Origin of the sequence: Apibacter sp. ESL0432, from assembly GCF_019469225.1 — a bacterium.
GTDB lineage: Bacteria > Bacteroidota > Bacteroidia > Flavobacteriales > Weeksellaceae > Apibacter.
Map to the genome: position 1 here is coordinate 1,448,363 of NZ_CP048266.1, position 17,510 is coordinate 1,465,872.

Annotated in this window: 17 protein-coding genes; 7 read left to right on the forward strand and 10 right to left on the reverse strand. The window is 32.4% G+C overall.

Going from position 1 to position 17,510, the window contains the following annotated elements; genetic code table 11:
* Positions 1 to 348 precede the first annotated feature (348 nt).
* The 5 genes from GYM73_RS06105 to GYM73_RS06125 all read left to right on the forward strand — a co-directional run bounded on the left by GYM73_RS06105 (position 349) and on the right by GYM73_RS06125 (position 7,631).
* On the forward strand, positions 349 to 2,799 hold the full coding sequence (locus GYM73_RS06105; RefSeq protein ID WP_220234366.1) for a thiamine pyrophosphate-dependent enzyme: 2,451 nt from the start codon (positions 349 to 351) through the stop codon (positions 2,797 to 2,799).
* Positions 2,800 to 2,806: 7 nt separating this feature from the next.
* Positions 2,807 to 3,886, forward strand: coding sequence for a DNA replication/repair protein RecF (locus GYM73_RS06110; protein WP_220233304.1), 1,080 nt, complete (start codon positions 2,807 to 2,809; stop codon positions 3,884 to 3,886).
* Positions 3,887 to 3,913: 27 nt separating this feature from the next.
* Positions 3,914 to 4,207, forward strand: coding sequence for a DUF721 domain-containing protein (locus GYM73_RS06115; RefSeq protein WP_220233305.1), 294 nt, complete (start codon positions 3,914 to 3,916; stop codon positions 4,205 to 4,207).
* Between the two features lie 366 nt (positions 4,208 to 4,573).
* Entirely contained in the window at positions 4,574 to 7,048 is a 2,475-nt protein-coding gene (locus GYM73_RS06120; protein ID WP_220233306.1) for a M1 family metallopeptidase, read from the forward strand.
* Between the two features lie 91 nt (positions 7,049 to 7,139).
* The gene (locus tag GYM73_RS06125) at positions 7,140 to 7,631 is read left to right on the forward strand and encodes a dihydrofolate reductase (protein ID WP_220233307.1); all 492 of its coding nucleotides are present in this window, start codon (positions 7,140 to 7,142) and stop codon (positions 7,629 to 7,631) included.
* 1 nt (position 7,632) lies between these two features.
* On the opposite strand, the gene GYM73_RS06130 is transcribed toward GYM73_RS06125, so the two are convergent.
* From GYM73_RS06130 to pdxS, 10 genes are all read right to left on the reverse strand, one after another.
* Positions 7,633 to 8,229 carry a hypothetical protein gene (locus tag GYM73_RS06130; RefSeq protein WP_105297885.1) on the reverse strand — a complete coding sequence of 199 codons (597 nt, stop codon included), beginning with the start codon at positions 8,227 to 8,229 and terminating at the stop codon, positions 7,633 to 7,635.
* 62 nt (positions 8,230 to 8,291) lie between these two features.
* The gene (locus tag GYM73_RS06135) at positions 8,292 to 8,594 is read right to left on the reverse strand and encodes a CD225/dispanin family protein (RefSeq protein ID WP_160563918.1); all 303 of its coding nucleotides are present in this window, start codon (positions 8,592 to 8,594) and stop codon (positions 8,292 to 8,294) included.
* Between the two features lie 96 nt (positions 8,595 to 8,690).
* On the reverse strand, positions 8,691 to 9,662 hold the full coding sequence (locus GYM73_RS06140) for a Gfo/Idh/MocA family protein (RefSeq protein ID WP_160566665.1): 972 nt from the start codon (positions 9,660 to 9,662) through the stop codon (positions 8,691 to 8,693).
* 554 nt (positions 9,663 to 10,216) lie between these two features.
* Complete coding sequence (locus GYM73_RS06145) at positions 10,217 to 10,975, reverse strand: carboxymuconolactone decarboxylase family protein (protein WP_220233308.1); 759 nt, start codon at positions 10,973 to 10,975, stop codon at positions 10,217 to 10,219.
* Between the two features lie 35 nt (positions 10,976 to 11,010).
* Positions 11,011 to 11,868, reverse strand: coding sequence for an aldo/keto reductase (locus GYM73_RS06150; protein WP_220233309.1), 858 nt, complete (start codon positions 11,866 to 11,868; stop codon positions 11,011 to 11,013).
* 37 nt (positions 11,869 to 11,905) lie between these two features.
* Positions 11,906 to 12,343, reverse strand: coding sequence for a cupin domain-containing protein (locus GYM73_RS06155; protein ID WP_220233310.1), 438 nt, complete (start codon positions 12,341 to 12,343; stop codon positions 11,906 to 11,908).
* Between the two features lie 282 nt (positions 12,344 to 12,625).
* Positions 12,626 to 13,360, reverse strand: coding sequence for an SDR family oxidoreductase (locus tag GYM73_RS06160; protein ID WP_160543345.1), 735 nt, complete (start codon positions 13,358 to 13,360; stop codon positions 12,626 to 12,628).
* Positions 13,361 to 13,472: 112 nt separating this feature from the next.
* Positions 13,473 to 14,294 carry an AraC family transcriptional regulator gene (locus GYM73_RS06165; RefSeq protein WP_160563928.1) on the reverse strand — a complete coding sequence of 274 codons (822 nt, stop codon included), beginning with the start codon at positions 14,292 to 14,294 and terminating at the stop codon, positions 13,473 to 13,475.
* Positions 14,295 to 14,410: 116 nt separating this feature from the next.
* The gene (pdxT, locus tag GYM73_RS06170) at positions 14,411 to 14,980 is read right to left on the reverse strand and encodes a pyridoxal 5'-phosphate synthase glutaminase subunit PdxT (protein ID WP_220233311.1); all 570 of its coding nucleotides are present in this window, start codon (positions 14,978 to 14,980) and stop codon (positions 14,411 to 14,413) included.
* Positions 14,981 to 15,063: 83 nt separating this feature from the next.
* A complete protein-coding gene (pdxS, locus tag GYM73_RS06175; RefSeq protein WP_166004146.1) occupies positions 15,064 to 15,939 on the reverse strand; it encodes a pyridoxal 5'-phosphate synthase lyase subunit PdxS in 876 nt (291 codons plus the stop codon).
* A 264-nt stretch (positions 15,940 to 16,203) separates the two neighbouring features.
* Between pdxS and GYM73_RS06180 the strand changes: the two genes are divergently transcribed.
* Together GYM73_RS06180 and GYM73_RS06185 are read left to right on the forward strand one after the other, a co-directional pair.
* Positions 16,204 to 16,917, forward strand: coding sequence for a TIGR00730 family Rossman fold protein (locus GYM73_RS06180; RefSeq protein WP_160543341.1), 714 nt, complete (start codon positions 16,204 to 16,206; stop codon positions 16,915 to 16,917).
* 62 nt (positions 16,918 to 16,979) lie between these two features.
* Positions 16,980 to 17,453, forward strand: coding sequence for a DUF6702 family protein (locus tag GYM73_RS06185; protein ID WP_220233312.1), 474 nt, complete (start codon positions 16,980 to 16,982; stop codon positions 17,451 to 17,453).
* Positions 17,454 to 17,510 lie beyond the last annotated feature (57 nt).

The following is a 17,510-nucleotide window of genomic DNA, read 5'->3' on the forward strand; positions in this document are numbered from 1 at the left end:
TTTTAATCCGCTATCTATTTCGATTGAAAATTATATACTTAGGCTACAAAAATTTAACTTTACATTGCTTAAGTGTTTTATTTTATTTGATAGCTATTTTTTTATTTAAAATGCTTTGATAGATAGCTATTTTTCGAAAATATGTATGTAATGAAATCTCTCCATGATCTTAAAATAAAACCATTTCATTCCATTTAATTTTACAAATACTTGAAATTATATCTGTTAAAAGGCGAGTAATTTTATAACTTAAACTTTTAAATACATTGCTTTTTTCAATAGGTTTAGGTTCGAATAAAATCTGTAACTTTGTTTCTGCTAAAAATATTTATAGGAGTGATTAAAGATATAAATTCTACTATCTCAGATGCTAATTTAAGCTTCCAAGAATTTAAAAAAGAAGTATTAAATGATTATAGATTGTGCTTAATCAGCCGTTATTCCAGTTTATTGGCAAGAAAGGAAGTTCTTTCGGGAAAAGCAAAATTTGCCATTTTAGGAGACGGAAAAGAACTTCCGCAAATAGCCATGTCTAAAGTTTTTAAGAATGGAGATTTTCGTTCGGGGTATTATCGCGATCAAACCCTAGCATTTGCAGTAGGTGAAATTACTATTGAAAATTATTTTGCACAGTTATATGCTGATACCGATGACCAAAGAGAACCGGAATCAGGGGGCAGAATGATGAATTGTCACTATGCTACTCATTTAATTGATGAAGAAGGTAATTGGAAAGTTCTTACGGAACAAAAAAATAATGCTGCAGATTTATCTCCCACAGCCGGACAAATTCCACGTTTATTCGGATTAGCTTACGCTTCTAAAATTTACAGAAATTGTCCCGGACTTGAAGATAAAATACAATTTTCCCATCAAGGCAATGAAATAGCTTTTGGTACTATCGGGGATGCGAGTACATCGGAAGGACATTTTTGGGAAGCATTAAATGCTGCTTGTGCTTTGCAAATCCCTATGGTTCTATCCATCTGGGATGACGGTTATGGCATCTCCGTTGAATCGTCTAAACAAAGAGCCAAAGACGATTTTTCTGAGCTTTTGGAAGGATTTAAAAGAACCAAGGAAAAAAATTCCAGAGGATGTGAAATCATTACGGCGCGCGGATGGGATTATGCCGAATTAATTGAAGCCTATGCGCGTGCAGAAAAAATAGCTCGTGAAAAACATATCCCCGTTATTATACACGTAAGTGAACTTACTCAACCTCAAGGACATTCCAGTTCGGGGTCTCATGAAAGATATAAATCTGCCGAACGTTTGGAATGGGAAAAAGAACACGATTGTATTAAGAAATTCAGAGAATGGATCATTGATTATGAAGCGTACGACCAAACGAACAATCAAAAGATACAAGTTGCAACCGAAGAAGAATTATTGAGTTTAGAAAAAGAAATTAAACAATTGGTTAAGGAACATCAAAAAAATGAATGGAATAAATTCCGTACAGATATGGATGCTCTAAGTAATCAAACGGTTTCTTTAATCTCCGCCCTAGCTGATGAAAGTGTTAAAAAGGCTTTTATAAATTTGGAAAAAGAAAACTTTCAACAGCTGTCTTTGCCTTATAAAAAAGATATTTTCCATTTTATACGTAAAGTTCTTCGAATAGTCAGAGAAGAAAATACACAGGCCAAAACGAATTTGCTTACTTGGTATAGTCAAATTTCTGATAATGAAAGCCTTAATTACAATTCCAAATTATATACAGATACCCGATATTCAGCACTTCATGTTCCGTATATTGCCCCTGTTTATGGTGAAAATCCGGAATCAGTGGATGGAAGAATAGTAATTAGAGACAATTTCGATAAACTTTTTGAAAAATATCCTGAAATAATAGCCTTTGGTGAAGATGTAGGAAAGATTGGCGATGTGAATCAAGGATTTGAAGGATTGCAAGATAAATACGGATCCTATCGAATATCCGATACCGGAATTCGAGAGAGTACTATTATAGGGCAAGGATTAGGAATGGCTATGAGAGGACTGCGTCCCATTGCTGAAATTCAATATCTGGATTATGTGTTGTATGGTATTCAAACTTTAAGCGATGATCTGGCTTCTTTAAGTTATCGTACGAAAGGAAGGCAAAAAGCTCCGTTAATTATCCGTACTCGAGGACACAGATTGGAAGGCATTTGGCATTCGGGATCTCCTATGGGCGGAATCATTAATTATATACGGGGAATTTATGTTTTGGTTCCCAGAAATTTTGTGCAGGCAGCCGGATTTTACAACACCATGCTACAAGCTGATGAACCGTGCCTGATTATTGAATGTTTAAACGGTTATCGACTGAAAGAAAACTTGCCGATTAATTTAGGTGAATTTACAACTCCGGTTGGAAAGATTGAAATTACCCGAGAAGGTAAAGACATCACTGTGGTGACCTATGGAGCAACTTGGAAAATTGTTTCGGAAGCTGCAAAAGAATTACAGACATTAGGCATAGATATTGAAATTATTGATATTCAATCTTTAATACCGTTTGACCTAAGCCATGAAATTGTGGAAAGTCTTAAAAAAACTAACCGTTTGGTTATTGCTGATGAAGACGTTTCCGGAGGGGCAAGTTCGTATATTTTGCAAAAAATAATTGAAGAACAAAACGGTTTTCAATATTTAGACTCAGCTCCTAAAACTATCACGGCTAAGGATCATCGACCGGCTTACGGTTCTGACGGAGATTATTTTTCAAAACCTTCTGTGGATGATGTGGTTGAAAAAATATATGAGGTTATGCATGAAGTAAATCCCACCGAATACCCGAAAATAAGTTAAACCGTACATGTATCTTAAAAATCTTAGATTATTTAATTTTAAAAACTTTTCTGAAAAAAATTTCACTTTTTCCGAAAAAATAAATTGTTTTGTAGGAAATAACGGAGTTGGAAAAACAAATGTATTAGACGCTATTCACTATCTTTCATTGACTAAAAGTTACTTAAATTATTCAGATCAAAACAATATACGTTTTCATGAAAACTTTTTTTCGGTGGAAGGCAATTTTTCGGATGAAAAAACAGAAGATTCGATCAGGATTGTAGTTCAAGCGGGACAAAAAAAAGTTATTAAAAGGAATTCTAAGACGTACGAAAAGCTTTCCGATCATATTGGTAAATATCCTTGTGTGATGATTTCCCCCTATGATCGAAACTTAATTAGTGAAGGCAGTGAGTTTAGACGAAAATTTATGGATGGAATGATCAGTCAAATTAACCCTGATTATCTCCATCTGATTCTTAGGTATCAAAAAACTCTAGCCCAAAGAAATGCTTTATTGAAATTGTTTTCAGCAAACAATTATTTTGATGCCATCAGCTTAGAAATGTATGATTCCGAATTGATTGAACACGGAACAAAAATATATCAAATCAGAAAAGAATTTATCTCGTCTTATGTGCCTAAATTTTGTAGTTTTTACTCTGCACTTTCCCAAGGTGAAGAGGAAGTAACCATTGACTATACATCGGATTTAGAACAAAAAGAATTAAGCAGTCTCTTAAAAGAAAATTTAGACAAAGATCGAGCTGCTGCTTATACTACTCGAGGGATACACAAAGATGACCTCATTTTTAAATTATTTCAATACCCTATAAAAAAATTTGGATCTCAAGGGCAACAAAAATCTTTTTTAGTTGCATTAAAATTAGCACAGTTACAAACTATCAAAGAATATTCGTCTAAAAGTCCGGTTTTATTAATGGATGACATATTCGATAAATTGGATGATCATCGAGTGGCGCAATTGGTAAAATTGGCTCATGAAGAACAATTTGGACAAATATTTCTTTCCGATACGCATAAAGACCGAACGGAAAAAATAGTCCGACAAATCAGCTCGGATTATCTGATTTTTGAACTGTAATTTTTTCTAACCAACAATGCTATATATATGAGTCTGAGAAGAAAAGAGCAAACGAGCAATTCTGCCATTAAAATCCTCATAAAAAAATTAGGAATGGAAGAAAAACTTCTTATTCTTGAAATGGAAGAAAAATGGAGAACGATGATGGGTAACCCTATCGCTAAGCATACTCAACGAATTTTTATAGACAATGAAACTTTATACATACAATTGGACTCGTCTGCTTTACGACATGAGTTAAATTACAGTCAAAACAAAATTCTTGCTGAATTAACTAAAGATTGTTCACAAACTTTTTTTACTAAAATTAAATTTATCTAGTCTTTTTATCTTACTTTTTAACTATAACAAGCATCTATACAAACTTTTTATTTTTATAGAAGTAAGATTTATAGGGATCTTTATTTAAAAATTAACAAGTGGTTAGTAAGTTAGTGTAGAAAATCTTAAAAGTTCCAACTTTCACTTTTTTTAAGAAAATATAAAATTTCACCAACGTACTTAATTGACAAGTATTAATACTTTCTTAACTTAACTTATTAAGATAATTAGTTAAATTAGCCGATAGTATTTTTTATCATACTTATAAAACTCCTTTAATGGGATAGAAACATAAGGTTCGAATAAAAATTTAGATTTTTCTTACTGTATGTTTTCTTAATACATAATTAATTTAAATAAATTTTAATGAAAAAAGGTATTATTATTCTGATTTCCATATTAACCATTGGTTATACTAGAGCTCAGGATTATTCAACGTATCATCCTTCTGCTACTATGGTTAATGATTTAGTTCATACGAAGCTTAAAGTGGGTTTTGACATTCCCAACGAAAAGCTATTCGGTGAAGCCTGGATAACTTTAAAACCTCACTTCTACCCTACCGACTCTTTGACTTTAGATGCAAAAGGTATGGAAATTTCCTCGCTAACTTTGAATGGAACTAAAGCATTAAAGTATACGTATACTAACGATCAGTTAAAAATAAAATTAGACAAAAGTTACACTAAAAACGAAAATTACACGGTTTACATTAAATACGTAGCCATTCCCGGTTCTATTAAACAAAAAGGAAGTGAAGCAATTCAAGATGCCAGAGGTCTGTATTTTATTAATCCGCGAGGAGAAAACAAAGACAAGCCCACACAAATTTGGACACAAGGTGAAACTGAATCCAACAGTTGTTGGTTTCCGACTATAGATAAACCCAATCAGAAAACTTCAGAAGAAATATATATTACGGTTCCTGATAAATACGTGACTTTATCCAATGGAACTTTAAAAAATCAAACCAAAAATAATGACGGTACTCGTACCGATTATTGGAAATTTGATAAAAAACATGCCCCTTATTTATTTTTTATGGGTATTGGTGAATTTTCAATTGTTAAAGACAAATGGAAAAATATATCGGTAGACTATTATGTAGATAAGGAATATGAGCCCTATGCAAAGCAGATTTTTGGAGATACTCCTTCGATGATTGAATATTTTTCAACCCTGTTACAATATCCGTATCCGTGGGAAAAATACAGTCAAATGGTGGCAAGAGATTATATAAGCGGTGCCATGGAAAATACCACTTGTACACTTCATGAGGAAAGTGCCTTACAAAAACCCGGACAGCTTGTGGATAAAAACATCTGGGAACCGGTTATTGCCCACGAATTATTTCATCATTGGTTTGGAGATTTGGCTACTACGGAAAGTTGGTCTAACCTTCCGGTAAATGAATCCTTTGCGAATTATTCGGAATATTTATGGCTGGAACATAAATACGGAAAAGATTATGCGGAAGAACACAGGGATAATGAAAGAGACGGGTATATGTACGGTGGTGAAAATTTTGACAAGGATTTAATTCGCTTTAAATATAAAGATCGAGAAGATATGATGGATGCCGTAAGTTATAATAAAGGGGGATTAATTTTACATATGTTGAGAAATTATTTGGGCGATGATGCATTTTTTGCCGGTATGAGCTTATATCTTAAAACCAATGAATACAAGGCAACCGAAGCCCATCAACTCCGTTTGGCATGGGAAGAAGTTAGCGGAAAAGATCTTAACTGGTTTTTCAACCAATGGTTTTTTGGCAATGGACATCCTAAATTAAAAGCAGCCTATGCGTACAATGAAGCTAAAAAAACTGTAACTGTAACTTTAACTCAAAGTCAAGAACCGAAATTTCAGTTTCCTTTGGATATTGATGTTTATGAAAACGGAAAACCTACGAGGCATCATGTTTGGGCTAAAGCTGCCGAAACTAATTCTTTTGAGCTTCCTTATAAATCTAAACCTCAATTGATAAATATAAATCCTGATAAAATTCTACTTTGCGAATTGAATGACGATAAAACTACTGAACAATATATAATTCAATATAAATATGCTCCTGAATACAGTTCAAGAAAAGAAGCTGTAAGTAAATTAGCGGATGCTCAAACTTCAAATGCTGAAGCGTTGGAAACGTTATTGAAAGCGGCTTCTTCTGATAAATTTGAAGGATTGCGAACATTTGCCATTTCAAAATTGGATGAAACTAATCCAACGGTTAAGCAAAAGTCGGCATCAGTACTGGAAAAAATTGCAACTTCAGACGCAAAGACATTAGTTCAGGCTAAAGCTATTAAACAGTTAGCATCAATTGATGCTTCAAAATATAAGGACTTATTTATAAAATCTTTTAATAGTCCCTCTTATAGTGTGAAAGCGGCCTCTATACTTGGAGTTTTAAAAGTGGATAAAAACGCGGCATCTGAGTTGGTTTCCAAAATAGATGACAAAAACCCGGGAAGTGATTTATCCCTAGCTATTGCCAAAACAGCAATTGTAACAAAAGATAATTCTAAATTATCCGTTATTTCAAAAAATTTCCTGAATCTTTTACTTTCGGCTGAATCGCAGGAGGAAGCAGACACTTATTTTGAAGGTCTGCAAACTATTATGACGGGAGATTATCCTAATGAAACACAAACTGTTGTTGATTCGATTTTAAAAATTTACCCGCAAGCTAAAAAATACAGCTTTGGTGAAGTGATGCTTCAAATTATGCAAGGTTCTTTACAAATGAAACAACAGGCTTCGAATGCATCACCTCTTAATAAAAGTCTTAAAGATCAAGTAAACTATATTACCAACGGATTGAATAAAATGAAATAAACAACCATTTTAAAGTTGCATTAAAAAAGAGTAAAGATTTCACCTTTACTCTTTTTTTTATATATTTAAATTTCATTTAACATCCATTTACATGACAATTATTGCAGCTCTAGATGAAAATAACGCGATAGGAAATAACAATCAATTACTTTGGCATCTTCCTTTGGATTTAAAAAGATTTAAATCACTCACACAAAATCATGTGATCCTTATGGGTAGGAAGACTTTTGAATCGTTAAGACGGCCTCTTCCCAATCGTCAAAATATGGTAATATCTTCTAAAGCAGATTACCCGGTTCCGGATAACGTATATTTGTTTTCTTCTTTACCTGAAGCCATCGAAGCTGCACGTAGTAAAGATTCCAATCCGTATATTATTGGAGGTGGAACGATCTATTCACAAGCTTTAAAATATGCCGATACGTTAGAACTTACGTTAGTACATACACAAATGGATAAGGCCGATACTTATTTTCCTGAAATTGACTTTTCAGAATGGAATAAAACATTTGATGAATTTCATCCAAAAGATGATAAACACCTGTATGATTTCCGCTTTGTAACTTACCAAAGGAAAATATAAGTTATTTACTTTTAGTAACTATCCAACCTTTATCTTTTTTATAATTTAAGTTAAACGTTTTTACTATAAAATCGGTATGAGGATTTTTATCATATCCCAATATGGAAAAGTCATTTGCTACCTTTTTAAGGGTAAGTACAGCTTTAGCTGTTTTTTTACCGGTCAATTCGATTCGAGCTTGTTCTTTGTCACCTAATTGATATTCCAAAGACTTTACTTCAACTGTTTCTTTTTTTTGTTTTAGCACAAAAGGACGAGCTTTTTCGGTAAGCTTCACTTCATAGGTAAAGACACTGTCTTTACTGAGAAATTTCTTTTTTTGTTTAACCAAATTTAGGTTTACATATCCTTTCTCTTCTAATTCTTTATAGGCCTTAAGGTCGTTTTTATCTTTTTTAAGACTAAATTTTACTTCACCTATGTTAATCTCCACTGTTTCATAAATGGGATTGGATTTTAAATAGGCTTCAATTGAATTTAAAGCGACATCTTCTGATAAGCTTGCTTTATCTCCACAAGCTGTAAAACTCAAACTTATTATAAAAAGGAAAGCAGCTTTCCATAATAAATTTTTTAAATTAATATACGTGGTATTCATACTGATTTTAACAATAAAATGAATAATCAATCAAAAATCATGCATTTCACTGTTAGCTTATGTCAATGTTGGAATTTTTGTCCAAAGATGTTATAAATAGCCCCCGATAAAATACCGAGCCAAAAGACTATTCCTGCAATAATTGTCCAAATACAAAGAATGCGAGTAATGATGGATGATCGTCTTGCTTTATCATACATTTTTTGTTCCCAATATTGATTAACCCGTAAAGAATAAAATAAGGCAAATATACCCACCGGGGCAAAACAAGCTACAGTACAAATAATAGCAAATGCCAGATAGTTATCCGGAGCATCCTCTTTAAAAACTTCTTCCTCTTCTTGGTCTATGGTTTCATTACTCATAACCTATTAATTTTGGCATATAGAATAATCATGTAAAAAAAATTTAATTCTGCTTTTTCCATGCCCAAAATTTTTTCATTCAAATTAATTCTAATTCTATTTTTTACCTTCTATTTGTCTCATCACTTCCAAAGCTACACGTAAAGCCTCTCTACCTTGCATTAAAGTTACCTTGATCGGTTGTTTATTTTCAATGGAATCGGCTAAAGATTCTAATTCATCCAAAATAGAATTATTACTTTCAATTTCAGGATATTGAAATATAATTTGTTTTTTTTCGCCTTCTGCATTTTCAATAATCATATCAAAAGGTTGTATTTTTTCCGGTACTTCCTTGATTCTTATGATTTCGGATTTTTTCTCTAAAAAATCTATTGAAATGTAGGCATCTTTCTGGAAAAACCTACTTTTCCTCATATTTTTCATGGAAATTCTGCTGGTTGTAACATTGGCTACACATCCATTTTCAAATTCAATCCGAGCATTGGCAATATCCGGTGTATTACTGACCACAGCTACTCCGCTGGCATGAATCTCCTTTACTTTTGATTCAACTATGGATAAAACAATATCTAAGTCATGGATCATTAAGTCTAATACTACCGGAACATCTGTACCCCTCGGATTAAACTCAGCCAAGCGATGTATCTCCAAAAACATGGGATTTACTATATAGGGTTTAGCCGCTGTGAAAGCAGGATTAAAACGTTCCACGTGTCCAACTTGCCCCTGCACGTTATGTTCTTGGGCTAACCGAATTATTTCATCTGCTTCTTGTAATGTACCCGCGATAGGCTTTTCAATAAAAAAATGCTTACCTGCTTGTATGGCTTTTTTAGCATATTCAAAATGTGCAAAAGTGGGCGTTACTATATCCAATAAATCAATCTGATGTAATAATTCATCAAAATTTGTGAAAAATTTATATCCAAATTCTTTCTCTAATTTTTTCCCGTTTTCTTCATCATTATCGTAAAAACCAATTAGATTATATTTTTCAGATTGTTGTAATAATTTTAAATGTATTTTTCCTAAATGTCCGGCTCCGACTAAACCTGCTTTTAGCATAATATCTTAGTATTAAATTATCTATTTCTTTTTTCCAACATTATTTACGGATAACTTATTAAATCAATTCATCAGATGATAGGTAAGAATCCGTTATATTAATTTACAATAGTAAAAATGATACATCGTTGTTGTTTAATTTCAACAATCTATTTTTTATAGTTTGCTATTGGAAAATTAAATGATGGAACAACTACAATTATTTTAAAGTTTTTAGTTAAGAAAACTTAGCTGTACTTGTATTCTTTATCATATTTACCTAACAAATGTAGTGTATTTTAATGATAGAATCGACTATTATTTGTAAATCAAAGACTAATTATCTAAAAAAAATCGGAAATAATTTTTTATGAAAAAACAGGTGAGAAAGCAGAGGATTAAATTAATAAATTCCTCATGCAACTTTATTTATCTTTATCAAACGTTATTCGGCATTTTAACTATTAATTTCTATTGATTGACTATAACCTTACTAAGATGTAAGCAAAAATGCCGGAAAATCAATTTTATTTAATCGTTTTTAATAAGCTTTTAAAGATTTTTAAAAAAAGGTATTATTGCCATTTCTCAGGTAAATCTCTGATGATTTTCAATGCATTAATTGCAAGTGGAAATCCAATATAAGGCAATGTCTGAATGATAGCTGCTACAATCAGTTCTTTATTATTGCCCTGTTTAAGATTTGCAAAGTAATGAGAAGTAAGTTGATCTTCCGCTCCCAGTGAAACTAACACGCAATAACTTAATAACTCACGTATGGCAAGGTCAAGTCCTTTTCTTGTATAAAAATCTCCAAAATAAACTTCAGTAAGAAATTTGGCAACCTCTTCACCCATACCATCCGGCAAAGCAGACATTAACTCTTTTATATGATTTCCATATAGAGGAATCTGAATTTTTTGTCCTTCTTCAAATCTGGTTTCCTCTTCTACGGTACTTTGTTTTTCTAAAGGGAGAGAGATATTATTTTCGGTAAAAGCTTCATTCATACTAGCAATAGCATTTAGAGTTTTTGGAAAACCAATAATCGGAGCACATTGATAAATAGCTTCTCTTAACTCTATCGGAGTTACCTGAACGTTCAATGCGGCATGTACATGAGATTTTAATTGAGGCAATTGCTGCAACGAGGCAAGAACTACACAAGTTATCAATTCTCGGGTTTTTATAGTTAATTTTCCAACCGTAAAAACTTGACCAAAAATGAATTTTTGAAGAATTTCCATCATTTCGGGATCATTACCTTCTCCATTTAAGGCTTTTCCTTTAAACAGCTTTTTAAAGTTATCTTTACAAATCTCTGTTCTATTCATATGATTGATTTTTACTTATCAATTGCCTTAACATCTTAGGATAGATGATGTTTCTTTTTAAAATCTAAAATAAATCGTACGGTTTCATGGTCGTTATGTGAAAAGAACAAGGATTTTTCTTGATCTAAAGATTCTAACGAATGGATATCCTCCTCTGAAAGTTTAAAATCAAAAATATTAAAATTTTCAATCATGCGTTCTTTATGTGTAGATTTTGGAATTACAATTACCTGTTGTTGTATTAAAAATCTGAGTGCAATTTGGGCGGGTGTTTTATTATATTTTTTACTGATGGAAACTAAAGTTTCATTCGTAAAGAAATTATTTTTTCCTTCTGCGAACGGACCCCAGGATTCAATTTGAGTGCCGTATTCTTTCATTACTTCTTTAGCTATTTTCTGTTGATTGAAAATATGGGTTTCAACCTGATTTACTGCCGGTTTTATTTCTACATGTTCGCAAAGGTCTACCAATCTATCCGGATAAAAATTACTTACCCCGATAGCTTTTGCTTTTCCCGATTTGTACATTTCTTCCAGGGCTCGATACGTACCGTAATAATCTCCAAAAGGTTGATGTATTAACAAAAGGTCCACATATTCGGTTTGCAATTTTTTTAATGATTCTTCAAAAGATTTTTTTGCTCTTTCATATCCTGCATTTGAAACCCAAATTTTTGTGGTTATAAAAAATTTAGAGCGATCTATATTACTGGATTTTACCGCCTTACCCACTTCTTCCTCGTTATAATAGGCTTGTGCTGTATCTATGGAGCGATACCCCACCTCTATGGCTTCTGACACCACTCGTTCGCAATCTTGAGGGGGTATTTGATAAACTCCAAACCCTAAGATTGGCATTTCATTTCCGTTGTTTAATTTAATATAATCCATTTGAATATGATTTTTTATTTATATATAAAGTTGTTATTTATTTCAGATTAATTGCTTGTTCAGCGGCCGTATGATATTCTTCGTCTGATACCGGTTTCAACCAAGTATTTTCATTGGTTTGAGGATTACAGGTAATAGCTAAATGAGAAAACCATTCATCAGGAGCTGCACCGTGCCAATGCTTAACATTAGAGTCTATTTCAATAACATCTCCCGGTTTCATACGTATGGCTTTTTTGCCTTCTTCCTGATATAATCCAACACCACCTACAGCAATTAGTATTTGACCCCCGGAGTGCGTATGCCAATTGTTTCTACAACCGGGTTCAAATGTAACGTTGAATAAGGGAATATTTAATTCCTTATGGTTGGTAAGAGGTTGCAGCCATGATTTTCCGGAAAAATATTGTTGATATTCTTTATTTTCATTTCCAATTGGAAATTCACTGATTTTAGGTATTTCTGAATTATTCATTTGTTAACTAGTTATTTTGTTTAAATAATGACTTATTAGCTTGTTCGGTGAAATCAATCATGCTTGTATTTCATTTAGCGTGTAGAAATTAGTAGGTTTTAATTTGGATAATGAACTACTATAATTCTTTTATATAGAACTAATTATCCGACAAATGATTAACTAAAAAATAATTTTTATTTAAATTTTAGAAAATTTGCAATAAAATAAAATCTTTTGTCGGATAAATAGTTTAAAAAATTAAATTTTTATATTTTTTCTGAAATTTTTTATTACAATAAATTAGAGAGATTGCTTAGTAGGACGAACTATAACTTCACTTACAGATACATGTTGTGGAGTGTTTATCGCATAAACTACTGCTTCTGCTATATCTTCCGGATTCAAGCCATAACCCTCTGTATCCTGCATTTTACGTTGATCTTCTAATAATTTTTCATCTTTCATTGTTTTGTACAGATCTGTACGAACAGCACCCGGAGAAACCATGGAAGATTTTATGTTATTTTCTCTCTGCTCTTGACGTAGCCCTTCCATTACAGCACGGATGGCTGATTTAGTAGCACAATATACTACAGACCCCGGATATACATAATGTCCTGCAACGGAATCGGTAGTGATGATATGACCGGATTTTTGTTTTACAAAATGAGGAAGAACCGCGGCTATTCCATGTAAAACGCCCAATACATTTACATGAAGCATATCATGCCAATCTTGAAGTTTACAATCTATAAGATAGGATGAAGGCATAGTTCCGGCATTATTGTAGATAACATCTATTTTTCCAAACTTGCTTATAGCTAAATCTACTACCGCTTTCACTTCTTCGAATTTGGCAACATCGGCTACTTTATACTCAATTTGAGCATTTGGAAGAGAATCTTTTATTGCTTTTAATTTTTCTTCTCTTCTGGCAGAAATAACCAATTTAGCTCCCCTTTCGGCAATTTTCCTTACGGTAGCTTCACCAATTCCACTGGAAGCCCCCATCACAACTATTACTTTTTCTTTCATAACTTTTTAAATTAAGATTTTTTAAGTTTATAGTCATTTATAAACAAAGTTAATGCCAGTTCAATATTGGGCTTTTGTCGGGAAGATCAATTTTTTTTGTTCTGAGGAACGGTCATAGTTCTTCCGAAGGAGAAAATCCGTATAATTTTTTAAAAGCTGTATAAAAATGAGATATGTTTTTAAAACCTACTTCCCAACAAACATCTTTTACTTTCCACTTTTTTCTGTCTTTGAGCATTTCAAAGGCAACTTCGAGTCGTTTACGTATTAACCATTTTTGGGGAGGTATATCGCTGATTTTTGCAAAGTCTCGTTTGAAAGTTGCTAAACTTCTTCCGGTATAAGCAGCTATTTCATTCATGGAAAGGTCATACATATAATTTTCATTGAGAAAATCTAGAATATCGATTTTCCAAGGTTCTGTAAAATCAAATAGTATCGAATAAAAATTCTTATTGATGTTTAACAATGCTAGTACGGCTTCTTGTTCTTTTAATTTAATGATTTCATCAGAAGGTTGAAGCGTTGTGTCGAAATAGGGATTTAAAGATTGAAAAAGACTTATAATTTCAGGACGTAAAGGTAAAGTAAAAACATTTTCTTTGGGAAGACTAACCTCTTCGGGTTTCTCTTTACTTACCTTTTTATAATAAAAATCTCTTAAAAACGAACGTTTCAATGTCATGGTTATTCCTTTATATTGCTGATCGCCGGAATAAAATTTAGTCATTTTTATATTATGATTTCTCCGTACAAATGCACAAGTTCCTGCTTTTAATACTTTTTCTTTTTTTCCTTTTTCTTCAATGATTAATTTCCCTGAATATATATAGATCAAACAGTGGTCTTGAGCGGAATGTACACAACTAGTATTGTTATTGGCATAATAGGTTAGAAAAATTCCTGAATAATTTATAGTTTTCGAAGTGTCCATAGTTGGATATTCATTTTAAGACAAACAAGATAAGAATTTTCTTATGTATTAGTTATTAGTTATCTTAATTTAATTCTTAGGATTATTGATCAATCTTTAGCCATAAGATTAATTTATCATTTCTTGTTACATAATTCTTCTATAAAATAGTGATGAACTTTAGCAGACTCCGTTAATTCCGGATGAAAAGAAGTAACTAGCATGTTTTTTTCTTGAGCTGCAACTATGTGACCGTTCACACGGGATAAAATTTTAACATTTTTTCCTACTTCGGTTATATAGGGCGCTCGTATAAATGTCATGGGAATAGAACCGATTCCTTCAAAATTTTCTTCAATTGAAAAGCTGCCTAACTGCCGACCATATGCATTTCTTTTTGCGGTAATATCCATAACTCCCAGATGTACCGTACTTTCTTCTACCCGTTTAGCCAGTAAAATTAATCCGGCACACGTACCGAATACCGGTAATCCTGTTTGTATTTTGTTTCTGATTATCTCGAGTAAGTCTAAATCTCTCAAAAGTTTACCTATGGCAGTACTCTCCCCTCCCGGAATGATTAATCCATCCATAGATTGATCCATGTCTTTTTTTTGTCTTATTTCAAAGGTTTCTACCTTCAATTCTTGTAGTTTTCGAATATGCTCTATAAATGCTCCTTGTACTGCTAATACCCCTATTTTCATACTATTATATTTAGAATTAAAAAAGTCATTTGGAAAGTTTACACTTTTCAAATGACCTTATATTCATTTGTTTTATAAAAAAATTATTTTCCTCTTTCTGCCATTAGTAATTCAATTTCTGCTTCATTTATTCCAACCATCGCTTCTCCTAAGTCTTCAGATACTTCCAATAAAATAGTAGGATCGTTAAAATTAGTAACTGCTTTAACAATGGCCTGAGCTCTCTTTATCGGATCACCGGATTTGAAAATACCTGATCCAACAAAAACTCCTTCTGCTCCCAATTGCATCATTAATGCCGCATCGGCAGGAGTTGCCACACCTCCGGCCGCAAAATTAACTACCGGTAATTTTCCGTTTTCGTGTACGTATTTTACTAATTCATAAGGCACTCGAAGATCCTTTGCCTCATTGAAAAGTTCATCTTCCTGCATACCTTGTATCTTACGTATGGCTTCATTCATTGCGCGTAAATGTCTTACGGCTTGAACTACATCACCGGTTCCCGGTTCACCTTTGGAGCGAATCATGGATGCCCCTTCTTGGATTCTTCGCAGGGCTTCACCTAAATTCTTAGCCCCGCATACAAAAGGAACTTTAAATTTGGTTTTATTTACATGATAGGTATCATCGGCGGGTGTTAAAACTTCGCTTTCATCAATATAATCGATTTCTAAGGCTTCCAGTATTTGTGCTTCCACAAAATGTCCGATTCTGATTTTAGCCATAACCGGTATACTTACTGCCGATTGTATTCCTTTAATCATTTTGGGATCACTCATCCGCGAAACACCTCCTACAGCGCGTATATCAGCTGGAATCCTCTCCAAGGCCATTACTGCAACAGCTCCTGCTGCTTCAGCTATCTCTGCTTGTTGCGGAGTGGAAACATCCATAATGACTCCTCCTTTCAACATTTGCGCTAAATTTTTATTTAATTCGTATCTGTTGTTTTCCATACTCAAATTTTATCTTAATTATAAATACAAAAATAGTATAATATATGGTTACATTCCCTAAGTTTCCTTTTTTATTTTCTACCCTTTTTCATCAAGAAATTGATATATTATTTTCTTATTTTAAAAAATCTAAAATATTTTGCTAAAAAAATTGATACTTCCTCGTGAAAATAGTAAAATTTTAATAAAATGATTAACAATTTTATGATGTAGAAATCGTAATAAACAGTAATTTTGCTGTACATGTAATTTAAATATTAAAAAATGCATAATTCAGAAAATAAAGAGTTTATAGCTCAGAATTTTAATCAAAAAAATTGGAATGAAATAAAAACGCGGGACAGTTGGATGCTTTTTAAACTTATGGCTGAGTTTACCAACGGTTTTGAAACAATGACTAAAATAGGCCCTTGTGTATCCATATTCGGTTCTGCTCGAACTAATCCTGAAAATAAATATTACCAATTAACGGAAGAAATTTCTTATAAGCTTACTAAAATAGGTTTTGGTATTATTACGGGAGGAGGACCCGGAATTATGGAAGCGGGAAATAAAGGAGCACAGGCTGCGGGAGGAAAATCAATTGGTTTAAATATTGAATTACCTTTTGAAACAGGAAGTAATCCGTATGTTGATCATAAATTAAGTATGAATTTCAATTATTTTTTTGTCAGGAAAGTTATGTTTCTCAAATATTCGCAAGGTTTTATTGTTATGCCAGGCGGTTTGGGTACCATGGATGAGCTGTTTGAAGCGTTAACTTTAATTCAAACAAAAAAAACTAGTAAATTCCCGATTGTATTGGTGGGTACGGACTATTGGACCGGATTATTGGAATGGATGCGAAAGTCTATGCTTGAAGATAATTATATTAAGGAAATTGATTTTAGTTTGTTCCGACTTGTTGATACTGCTGATGAAGCTGTAGGACACATCCATGCTTTTTATAATAAATACAGTATTAAACAAAATTTTTAAAACTATTTGGCATTAAATTTGTTTGCAGTTGCAGAATGAGTGATAATATAATTCAACCTATAATGAAAAAGTTTATTCTTTTTTTTGTTTTATCTTTTATATGTTTAGGTTTCTATAATTTTTATTCTTCGGATTTTTTTACTTCGATAACTAAAGTGGAATATGTTTCCAGCAGCAAAACATTAAAAGTTTCTTCAAAAGTTAACCTTGAACATATTGAACAAACCATTGGTAAAAAAGTAAATTCCAACGATTTTGATATTACACTTAATAAATATCTTCAAAATAACGTTAAAATAAGTATAGATGATACTCCCGTAAATTTTACTTTTTCTTCTAAAAATCCGGATGGAAATGTAGTTTGGATTTATTATGAAGTATCGGGTATCAATTCGGTTTCATCAATCACTATAAAGAATTCTTTGTTATTGGATAAATTTCCTGATCAGCAGAATTTTATAAATTTTATCGTCAATGGACAAAAGAAATCTTTAGTGTGTAAAAAAGGTTCTGAAAGCGGAAAGCTAACGTTTTAATCGTTTGATTTAACTACGTTTTTTAAATGATAATTATAAATTAAAATAAATTTCTTT